Source organism: Cupriavidus sp. HPC(L), from assembly GCF_000307735.3.
Classification (GTDB): Bacteria; Pseudomonadota; Gammaproteobacteria; order Burkholderiales; family Burkholderiaceae; genus Cupriavidus.
This window is the reverse complement of record NZ_AMPR02000082.1, coordinates 1-10,297: the sequence shown is the minus strand read 5'-3', so window position 1 is coordinate 10,297 and position 10,297 is coordinate 1. Positions and strand designations below refer to the sequence as shown.

General features: G+C 67.5%; 9 protein-coding genes and 1 pseudogene. 1 reads left to right on the top strand and 9 read right to left on the bottom strand.

Translation table 11 applies throughout. The features are described from left to right. Positions 1–160: pseudogene (locus tag B551_RS27015) on the top strand (ribosome assembly RNA-binding protein YhbY); the annotation flags it as partial. 172 nt (positions 161–332) lie between these two features. Here B551_RS27015 and B551_RS06540 read toward each other — a convergent pair. From B551_RS06540 to B551_RS06500, 9 genes are all read right to left on the bottom strand, one after another. Next, the gene (locus tag B551_RS06540) at positions 333–806 is read right to left on the bottom strand and encodes a DUF4149 domain-containing protein (protein ID WP_043437799.1); all 474 of its coding nucleotides are present in this window, start codon (positions 804–806) and stop codon (positions 333–335) included. A gap of 65 nt (positions 807–871) precedes the next feature. Then, positions 872–1,348 (bottom strand): transcription elongation factor GreA, encoded by a 477-nt coding sequence (gene greA / locus B551_RS06535; RefSeq protein ID WP_006577738.1) that lies wholly within the window; start codon positions 1,346–1,348, stop codon positions 872–874. Positions 1,349–1,623: 275 nt separating this feature from the next. Continuing rightward, positions 1,624–4,872 (bottom strand): carbamoyl-phosphate synthase large subunit, encoded by a 3,249-nt coding sequence (gene carB, locus B551_RS06530; RefSeq protein ID WP_006577739.1) that lies wholly within the window; start codon positions 4,870–4,872, stop codon positions 1,624–1,626. 67 nt (positions 4,873–4,939) lie between these two features. Beyond that, the gene (gene leuE / locus B551_RS06525; RefSeq protein ID WP_006577740.1) at positions 4,940–5,629 is read right to left on the bottom strand and encodes a leucine efflux protein LeuE; all 690 of its coding nucleotides are present in this window, start codon (positions 5,627–5,629) and stop codon (positions 4,940–4,942) included. Positions 5,630–5,678: 49 nt separating this feature from the next. After that, a complete protein-coding gene (gene carA, locus B551_RS06520) occupies positions 5,679–6,815 on the bottom strand; it encodes a glutamine-hydrolyzing carbamoyl-phosphate synthase small subunit (protein ID WP_006577741.1) in 1,137 nt (378 codons plus the stop codon). A 478-nt stretch (positions 6,816–7,293) separates the two neighbouring features. Then, on the bottom strand, positions 7,294–7,704 hold the full coding sequence (locus B551_RS06515; RefSeq protein ID WP_006579021.1) for a RidA family protein: 411 nt from the start codon (positions 7,702–7,704) through the stop codon (positions 7,294–7,296). Between the two features lie 96 nt (positions 7,705–7,800). Beyond that, positions 7,801–8,286 (bottom strand): thioesterase family protein, encoded by a 486-nt coding sequence (locus B551_RS06510; protein ID WP_006579022.1) that lies wholly within the window; start codon positions 8,284–8,286, stop codon positions 7,801–7,803. Further along, positions 8,286–9,953: an AMP-binding protein gene (locus B551_RS06505; protein WP_006579023.1), complete on the bottom strand. Its 1,668-nt coding sequence runs from the start codon at positions 9,951–9,953 to the stop codon at positions 8,286–8,288. The genes B551_RS06510 and B551_RS06505 overlap by 1 nt, the downstream gene beginning before the upstream one ends. 44 nt (positions 9,954–9,997) lie before the next feature. After that, positions 9,998–10,297 (bottom strand): acyl-CoA dehydrogenase family protein (locus B551_RS06500; protein WP_043437792.1); only part of this gene is annotated, 300 nt, incomplete at its 5' end.

Here is a 10,297-nt window from a genome sequence, read left to right as displayed (position 1 = left end):
ACCGCGCACCGTCACGGTGCGCAAGCCCGCCGCCAAGCCGGGCGGCCGCCCGACCCGCAACGAGGTCCGCCTGCTGGGCAACGAGCGCGTGACCGCCGGCGGCAACGTCAAGCGCGCCCGGACCCGCCAGGCCAGCCAGAAGAAGAAGTCGCTGGGCTGAGCGGCGCGTCTTCACCCACACCGCTGTATTGCCTCTCGCCCTCAGGCGAAGAGGGTTGGGAGGGGGCGATTTCCGTCGACCTCGGCATAACGACTGCCGTTTTTCCCTCTCCCCAACCCCTCTCCCGCAAGCGGGAGAGGGGGAGAAAACCGCTCTCGAGGGACGGCCCCTCTCAGTCCTCCGCCACCGTCCGCCGGCCGGCGAGACGCCAGACCAGCACCAGCGCCAGCAGGCTCTGCAGCAGGTAGAAGGCGCTCGAGACGCCGTGCAGCATGCCGAAGCGCGCGCGGAACGGCGACTCCGACACCCCGAGCCCCAACGCCTGCGCCTTGTGCCGCAGGCTCTCCATGAAGGGCTGCAGCCCGAAGTAACCGATCAGCACGCAGCACAGCATGCCCAGCACCAGCCAGCGCAGCGCCCGGTAGCGCATGGCGCCGCGCCGGATCATCACGTTGCACAGCACCAGCTGCAGCACGCCGATCACCACGCCAAGCACGGCCTCGGTGCGGAACAGCTGCCCGGCCAGCATGCCGGCCATCTCGCGGCTCGGCAGCACGGCGAACAACGTGGGCGCGACCAGATAGCCGATGGTCCAGAGGCTGCCGGCCCAGATCACGGTCAGCAGCAGGAACAGCCGGTGAGGCAGCAGCGGCTGGCCGCCGGACGCCGGGCTCGGCAGCGGGGAGGACGGCGACACCACGACGCGCCGCCTCAGATGTAGCGGACGGTGATGACTTCGTACTCGCGCTCGCCGCCCGGGGCCAGCACGGTCGCGACATCGCCTTCGAACTTGCCGATCAGCGCCCGCGCAATCGGCGAGCTGACCGAGATCTTGCCGCTGTCGAGATCGGCTTCGTCCTCGCCGACGATCTGGTAGCGGACCGACTTGCCCGATTCCAGGTCTTCCAGGTCGACGGTGGCGCCGAACACGATGCGGCCATCGGTATCGAGCTGGGTCGGATCGATGATCTGCGCGGCCGACAGCTTGGCCTCGACCTCGAGGATGCGGCCCTCGATGAAGGCCTGTTTTTCCTTGGCGGCGTCGTATTCCGCGTTTTCCGACAGATCGCCCTGCGCACGCGCCTCGGCGATGGCATTGATCACCGCGGGACGTTCGACGGCCTTCAGGCGTTGCAGCTCCGCTTTCAGGAGTTCTGCGCCGCGCTTGGTAATCGGAATGGTGCTCATGTCTTCGTCAGGCAAAAAAATGAGCCGCAGCGCAGCGGGCGATGTACGCAGCGGTCTTGCCGGCACACCTCCGCTCAACCGCGGCTTTTGGGTGGTTCTTGGATTGTACGACCAGGCTCTGATTGCTCAGCTTTCGGGCGCCCCTGATAACTGGGGTCCGCCGAAATTCCCGTTAGTTTAGGTCAAGACGCCGAAGCACATCAACCAGGGCCAAGGGGCCGCCCCCTCCCCGAAGGGAGGAGGCAAGCCGCCGCGCCGTGGGAAGCGCCGCGGAATCAGGCCAGCGAGCCGTGCAGGCCCTGCAGGTCGTAGACCTCCAGGTTCTGCATCTGCTTCAGGCCCTCGACCGCGGCGCGGGCGCCGGCGATCGTCGTGTAGTACGGCACCCGGTTGGCCAGCGCCGAGATCCGGATCGAGCGCGAATCGGCGATCGCGGTGCGGGTCTCGTCGACCGTGGTGAACACCAGCGCCAGTTCGCCGTTCTTCAGCATGTCGACGATATGCGGGCGGCCGTCCTTGACCTTGTTGACCACGCGCACCGGAATGCCGGCCGCCTCGATCGCGGACGCGGTGCCGCGGGTCGCCACCAGCGGATAGCCCATGTCGTGCAGCATGCGGGCGACGCTGACCGCGTGCGGCTTGTCGCTGTCCTTGACGGTCAGCAGCACGGTGCCGCGCTCGGGCAGGCGCGAACCTGCCGCCAGCTGGCTCTTGAACAGGGCCTCGCCGAAGGTCTTGCCCACGCCCATCACCTCGCCGGTCGAACGCATCTCGGGTCCGAGCACCGGATCGACGCCAGGGAACTTGTTGAACGGGAACACCGCTTCCTTGACGCTGTAGTACGGCGGCACCACCTCGGCGCCGATGCCCTGCTCGTCCAGCGACTGGCCGGCCATGCAGCGCGCGGCGATCTTGGCCAGCGACAGGCCGGTGGCCTTCGAGACGTACGGCACCGTGCGGGAGGCGCGCGGGTTCACTTCGAGCACGTAGACGATGTCCTGGCCATCCTTCTGCTGGATCGCGAACTGGACGTTCATCAGGCCGACCACGTTCAGCGCCTTGGCCATCGCGGCGGTCTGGCGCTTCAGTTCGTCGACGGTCGCCTGCGACAGCGAGTACGGCGGCAGCGAGCACGCCGAGTCGCCCGAGTGGACGCCCGCCTGCTCGATGTGCTCCATCACGCCGCCGATGAAGACGCGCTTGCCATCGCACAGCGCATCGACGTCGCACTCGATCGCATCGTTGAGGAAGCGGTCGAGCAGCACCGGCGAGTCGTTCGACACCTTGACCGCCTCGCGCATGTAGCGCTCGAGGTCGCGCGGCTCATGGACGATCTCCATCGCGCGGCCGCCCAGCACGTACGACGGGCGCACCACCAGCGGATAGCCGATCTCCTCGGCCAGCTTCAGCGCCTCGTCCTCGGCGCGTGCGGTGCGGTTCGGCGGCTGGCGCAGGCCCAGCTCCTGCAGCAGCTTCTGGAAGCGCTCGCGGTCCTCGGCCGCATCGATCATGTCGGGGCTGGTGCCGATGATGGGCACGCCGTTGGCCTCCAGGTCCAGGGCCAGCTTCAGCGGGGTCTGGCCGCCGTACTGCACGATCACGCCGACCGGCTTTTCCTTGTCGACGATCTCGAGCACGTCCTCGAGCGTCAGCGGCTCGAAGTACAGGCGGTCGGAGGTGTCGTAGTCGGTCGACACGGTCTCCGGGTTGCAGTTGACCATGATGGTCTCGTAGCCATCCTCGCGCAGCGCGAGCGCCGCGTGCACGCAGCAGTAGTCGAACTCGATGCCCTGGCCGATCCGGTTCGGACCGCCGCCCAGCACCATGATCTTGCGCTTGTCGGTCGGGTTGGCCTCGCACTCGCCATGCTCGGCCTCGTAGGTCGAGTACATGTAGGCGGTGTTGGTGGCGAACTCGGCCGCGCAGGTATCGACGCGCTTGTAGACCGGACGCACGTTGTTGGCCAGGCGCGCTTCGCGCACGGCCTTGGCGTCCGTCTTCATCAGCCTGGCCAGGCGCCGGTCGGAGAAGCCCTTCTGCTTCAGGTAGCGCAGCTCGGCGGCCGACAGGCTGGCCAGCGTACGGGCCTTGACCTGCGCCTCGGTCTTGACGATGTCCTCGATCTGGGCGAGGAACCACGGGTCGATGTCGGTCTCGGCGTACACCTCCTCGAGCGACATGCCCAGGCGGAACGCATCGCCGACGTACCAGATGCGGTCCGGGCCCGCCTCGCCGATCTCCTCGACGATCTCGTCGCGATCGGTCGACTTCTCGTCCAGCCCGTCGACGCCGACCTCCAGGCCGCGCAGCGCCTTCTGGAACGACTCCTGGAAGGTGCGGCCCATCGCCATCACCTCGCCCACCGACTTCATCTGCGTGGTCAGGTGGCTGTCGGCCTGCGGGAATTTCTCGAAGGCAAAGCGCGGCACCTTGGTGACCACGTAGTCGATCGACGGCTCGAACGATGCCGGGGTCTGGCCGCCGGTGATCTCGTTCTTCAGCTCGTCCAGCGTGTAGCCGACCGCCAGCTTGGCGGCGACCTTGGCGATCGGGAAGCCGGTAGCCTTCGAGGCCAGCGCCGACGAACGCGACACGCGCGGGTTCATTTCGATCACGATCATCCGGCCATCCTTCGGATTGATCGAGAACTGCACGTTGGAGCCGCCGGTATCGACGCCGATCTCGCGCAGCACCGCCAGCGAGGCGTTGCGCAGCAGCTGGTATTCCTTGTCGGTCAGGGTCTGCGCCGGCGCGACGGTGATCGAGTCGCCGGTATGGATGCCCATCGGGTCCAGGTTCTCGATCGAGCAGACGATGATGCAGTTGTCCTTCTTGTCGCGGACCACTTCCATCTCGTACTCTTTCCAGCCCAGCAGCGATTCCTCGATCAGCAGCTCGCGCGTCGGCGACAGGTCCAGGCCGCGCTTGCAGATCTCCTCGAATTCCTCGCGGTTGTAGGCGATGCCGCCGCCGGTGCCGCCCAGCGTGAACGACGGGCGGATCACGATCGGATAGCCGCTGGTGTTGGTCTCGCGCGCGATCTGCGACTGGACGGCCAGCGCCTCTTCCATCGAATGCGCGATGCCGGACTTGGCCGAACCGAGACCGATCTTGGTCATCGCGTCCTTGAACTTCTGCCGGTCCTCGGCCTTGTCGATCGCCTCGGGCGACGCGCCGATCAGCTCGACCTTGTACTTGTCGAGCACGCCGTGGCGGTGCAGGTCCAGCGCGCAGTTCAGCGCGGTCTGGCCACCCATGGTCGGCAGGATCGCATCGGGGCGCTCCTTGGCGATGATGCGCTCGACCACTTCCCAGGTGATGGGCTCGATGTAGGTCACATCGGCGGTGTTCGGGTCGGTCATGATGGTCGCCGGGTTCGAATTGACCAGGATGACCTTGAACCCTTCCTCGCGCAGCGCCTTGCACGCCTGCGCGCCGGAATAGTCGAACTCGCAGGCCTGGCCGATGATGATGGGGCCCGCGCCGATGATCAGGATGCTCTGGATGTCTGTGCGTTTTGGCATTGCACGCTCTCTTTGTCGGCCGGTCCGCGCTCGCTTGGAGCAGGCGCACCGCGCCGGATATCAATATTCAGTTCAGGGTAGCCGTCGCCAGCTTGGCGCCGAAGCCGATAAACATCGCGCCCACGCCGCTCGCCATGCCGGCCGACAGCCTGCGCCGGCGGCGGAAGGCCTCGGCCAGCTTCGCGCCGACGAAGATGATCGCGGTCAGGTAGGCGAAGCTGCAGACCTGGCACACCAGCCCCAGCGCGGCGAACGACAGCACCGGATAGGCGAACTGCGGATCGACGAACTGGATGAAGAACGAGACGAAGAACAGGATGGCCTTGGGGTTCAGCAGGCTGATCAGCAGCGCCTTGCGGAACGGGTTGGTCGGGTCGGTGACCTGCACCTGCGCCTCGCCCTGCCCCGCCGCAGCCTCGGCGCCCTTGCCGTGGGAACTCCAGTTTCGCAGCGCGCCGCGCAGCATCTGGAAACCAATCCACGCCAGATAGGCGGCGCCGATGTACTTGATCACGTAGAACAGCCCAGGGCTGGCCTTGAGCAGCGAGGCCACGCCGGCCGCCGACAGCACCATCAGGATGGCGTCGCCGAGGAACACGCCGCAGGCGCCGCGATAGCCGGCGCGCACGCCGCGCTGCGCGGCGACCGACAGCACGTACATCGAATTCGGCCCCGGCAGCAGCACGATGAAGATCGTGCCCAGCAGATAGGTCCAGAAGTCGGTAATGCCGAAGGTAGCGTGCATCAGGGCGTTCATGGTCGCGATCCTGTGTCGTCTCGTTCCGCTCTCGATGTCGAAGTCCGCCTTACTGGCGGGCCTCCTCCATCAGCTTCGTGAAGCGGTCGAACAGATAGGCCACGTCGTGCGGGCCGGGCGACGCTTCCGGGTGGCCCTGGAAGCAGAACGCCGGCTTGTCGTTCAGCGCGAAGCCCTGCAGCGTGCCGTCGAACAGCGAGACGTGCGTCACGCGCGCGTTGGCCGGCAGCGTCTCGGCGTCGACCGCAAAGCCGTGGTTCTGCGAGGTGATCACCACGCGGCCGTCGTCCAGGTCCTTGACCGGATGGTTGGCGCCGTGGTGGCCGGTCGGCATCTTGACCGTCTTCGCACCGACGGCCAGGCCCATGATCTGGTGGCCCAGGCAGATGCCGAAGGTCGGAATGCCGCGCTGCAGGAATTCCTGCGTGGCACGGATCGCGTAGTCGCACGGCTCGGGATCGCCCGGGCCGTTGGCCAGGAAGATGCCGTCCGGCTTGTAGGCCAGCGCGTCGGCCGCGGTCGACTGGGCCGGCAGCACCGTGATGCGGCAGCCGCGCTGGGCCAGCATCCGCAGGATGTTGAACTTGACGCCGTAGTCGAACGCGACGACGTGAAAGCGCGGGTTCTCCAGCTTGCCGTAGCCGCGCTCCAGCGCCCACTCGGTCTGGTTCCACTCGTACGGTTCCTTGACCGACACGACCTTGGCCAGGTCCATGCCGGCCAGGCCCGGGAACGAGCGCGCCAGGTCGATGGCCTTCTGCGCGTTGTCCTCGCCGGCCAGGATGCAGCCGTTCTGCGCGCCCTTCTCGCGCAGGATGCGGGTCAGCTTGCGGGTGTCGATGCCGGCGATGGCGGGCACCTTCTCCTGCTTCAGGTAATGCGGCAGCGTGTGCTGCTTGCGGAAGTTCGAGGCGAGCAGCGGCAGATCCTTGATGATCAGGCCGGCGGCATGGACTTTGGTGGCTTCGACATCCTCGGAATTGACGCCGACATTGCCGATATGCGGATACGTCAGCGTGACGATCTGCCGCGAATAGCTCGGGTCGGTGAGGATTTCCTGGTAACCGGTCAGCGCGGTGTTGAACACCACTTCGCCGATGGTATGGCCGGAGGCGCCGATGGAATAGCCACGAAAGACCGTGCCGTCTGCTAGCGCAAGGATGGCGGGCGGAAAAGACGGTAACACGGGTAGGCTCCTGCTGGATTCACCCCGTGACCGACCTCTCTCGACGCCTCGTGCCCCGAATCTGACGGCGAGCGCGCCGGCGGCGAGCCGGGGCTGTCGGGCCGGGCTGCGCGGGATTCGGCTTGGGTGCGCAGACAGTGTCGACGGCGATCGGCACGGCGCTCCGGGGCGAATCCGCAGGGCAGCGGTCAGGGCGGCGGAAGGTGGAATGCGGTTGGCGCTAGGGTGAAGGGTTCTGAAAGCGAAACTTTCGGATTCTACCTCACGCCGGCCAATTTCTCAAGTTTTCAAGGACTTGCGTATGCCAGGTCCTTGCAATTTGCCCTGGGACTGCTCCCGTCTCCCGCTTGCGGGAGAGGGGTCGGGGGAGAAAGCGAGCGTCGCCTCTGCGAGACGTTGCGGTCGCTGCGACCGCCCTGTTCCCTCTCCCCGGCCCTCTCCCGCAAGCGGGAGAGGGTGACCACCGGCAGGCATGCCTTTATGCCGTCGGCGGCACCACCGCCGTCACTTCGATCTCCACCCGCGCGCGCGGTTCGATCAGGTCCGCGACCTGCACCGCGGTCATCGCCGGGAAGTGGCGGCCGATGATCTCGCGATAGTGCTTGCCGATCGCGGGATAGGCGGCGACGTATTCGGCCTTGTCCTTCACATACCAGGTCATCCGGGCGATATGCTCGGCGCGCGCCCCGCCCTGCTGCAGCACCGCGATCACATTGCGCAGCGCCTGGGCGGTCTGCTCGGCGAAGTCGTCGCTTTCGAACTCGCACTGGCCGTTCCAGCCGATCTGGCCGCCGACGAAGATCAGCCGGCTGCCGGCCTGGAACTCGGTCAGGATGCCATTGGCATAACCGCGCGGCGCGGCCCAGTCCGGCGGCTGCAACACGGCCATCGGCTGGCCCCGCTGCGCAGCGGTGGTGGCGTTGGCGTTGGTGGGGGTCGGAGATTTGGCGGCGGGCGCCACGATATCGTTCATAGCTTGGACTCGTCAGGAATTCGAGGAAATATGGGTCGATGTGCCCGCTGTGGCGGCATCCGGCGCCTCGACGAAGCGCGCCATCGCTTCGCGCACCGGCGCGGGAAAGGGTCGCGGCGCCATCCGGGCGGTATCGACGCAGACCAGCCGCTGCGTGAATTCGGCGCGCAGGTCCGCCCGCCCGTCGTGCTGCGCGCCGACAAAGCGCACGCGCAGCGTGCAGCTGGAACTGCCCAGCCGCGTCACCGCCAGCTCACGCGTCAGCACCTCGCCCATCCGGCTCGGCGCGACGAAGCGGCATTGCAGGTCCGCGGTGGGCACGCCGGCGCGGTCGGCGCCGTGCATCCGCTCGAACGGCCAGTCGAGCGCCTCGCGAAACCAGTCTTCGACCAGATCGTTCAGCATCTCGAAATAGCGCGGAAAGAACACGATGCCGGCGGCATCGCAGTCCTTGAAGCGCACCCGCACCGTGTTGCGGAAGCTCGCCGGCGTGGTCATCACGTCGGCGTCCCGTTCTGCCCGGCCATCTGCCGCAGCCGGAAGCGCTGCAGCTTGCCGGTCTCGGTGCGCGGCAGCGCGTCGACGAAGTGGATGCGGCGCGGATACTTGTACGGCGCGATCTGCCGCTTGACGTGCTCCTGCAGCGTCACGCGCATCGCGTCGTCGCCGTGAAAGCCTGGACGCAGCACCACATAGGCGGCCACCACCTGGCCGCGCCCATCGTCGGGCGCGCCGACCACGCCGCACTCGGCCACCGCTTCGTGCTGCATCAGCGCGGCCTCGACCTCGGGACCGGCGATGTTGTACCCGGCCGAGACGATCATGTCGTCCGAGCGGGCCTGATAGAAGTAGTAGCCGTCGGCATCCATCACGAAGGTATCGCCGGGCAGGTTCCAGCCGTCGCGCACATAGTTGGCCTGGCGCGGGTCGTCCAGATAGCGGCAGCCGGTCGGGCCCTGCACCGCCAGCTTGCCGGGCACGCCGGGCGGCAGCGTCTGCATGTTCTCGTCGACGATGCGCGCGACGTAGCCGGGCACCACCTTGCCGATCGCGCCGGGCCGCACCTCGTCGCCAGCGCTCGAGATGAAGATATGCATCATCTCGGTGCCGCCGATGCCGTCGATCATCTCGATGCCGGTCGCGGCCTTCCAGCTCTGGCGCGTGGCGTCGGGCAACGCCTCGCCGGCCGACACGCTCTTCTTCAGGCTCGACAGGTCGTAGCGCTCGGCCGCCGCGGCCATCTGGCGATAGAAGGTCGGCGCGGTGAAGACGATGGTCGCGCGCGCGTCCTGGATCAATGCCAGCAGCGCCTCCGGCGTCAGCTTCTCGGCGAGGACGGTCGATGCGCCGGCCCGCAGCGGGAAGCACAGCAGCCCACCGAGCCCGAAGGTAAAGGCCAGCGGCGGCGTGCCGCAGAACACGTCGTCGGCCGTGGGCCGCAGCACATGGCGCGGGAACAGGTCGCACATCGCCAGCACGTCGCGATGGAAATGCACGGTGCCCTTGGGCTGGCCGGTGGTGCCGCTGGTAAAGGCGATCAGGCAGATGTCGTCGCTGGCGGTATCGCACGCGGCGAAGTCGTCCGGCTTGCCCTCGAGCGCCGCCTCCAGCGAGCCCGGCCCGCTGCCGTTGAAGCACAGCACCTGCCGCATCGACGGACAGTGGAACTCGCCACCTTCGCGCATATTGGCGTCCAGCTCGTCGCGCAGCCGCGCATCGCACAGCGCGGCGCCGACCTCGGCCCGGTCGATCACCTGCTTCAATTCCCGCGCGCGCAACAGCGGCATGGTCGGCACCGCAATCAGCCCGGCCTTCAGCGTCGCCAGCAGGCTGGCGGCCATCATCAGGTTGTTGGGACCGCGCAGCAGGATGCGGTTGCCTGGCACCAGCCCCATGTCCTCGGTCAGCACGCGGGCGATGCGATTGGTCAGCGCGGCCAGCTCGGCATAGCTGACGGCGGCGAAACCGCCCGCGCCGCCGTCATCGGGATAGCGGATCGCAGTGCGTTCGCCGCGGCCTTCGCGCACATGGCGATCGACCAGTTCCACCGCGGCGTTGAGCCGCTCGGGATAGCGGGTGTCCTCGTTGAACAGGAACTGCGGCCAGGCCTCGCGCGGCGGCAGGCGGTCCTGGGCAAAGGTATCGAGATGGGCTGTGCTCGCCATGGCTGTCTCCTTGATGGGCGGCGCTCGTTCTCTGGAGCACGCGGTCAGGACTGCGGTTGCCGCGCGGCCAGCGTTTCGCGCGCGACGATCAGCTTCTGCACTTCGGTGGCGCCCTCGTAGATGCGCAGCGAGCGGATCTCCCGGTACAGGCTCTCGACCCGGCTGCCGATGCGCACGCCGAGCCCGCCGAACAGCTGCACCGCGCGATCGATCACCATCTGCGCGTTCTCGGTGGCGGTCATCTTCGCCATCGCGGCCTCGCGCGTGGTGCGTCCCGCGCGCGTATCGCGCAGCCACGCCGCGCGCCAGGTCAGCAGCGCGGCCGCGTCCAGCGCGGTCGCCAT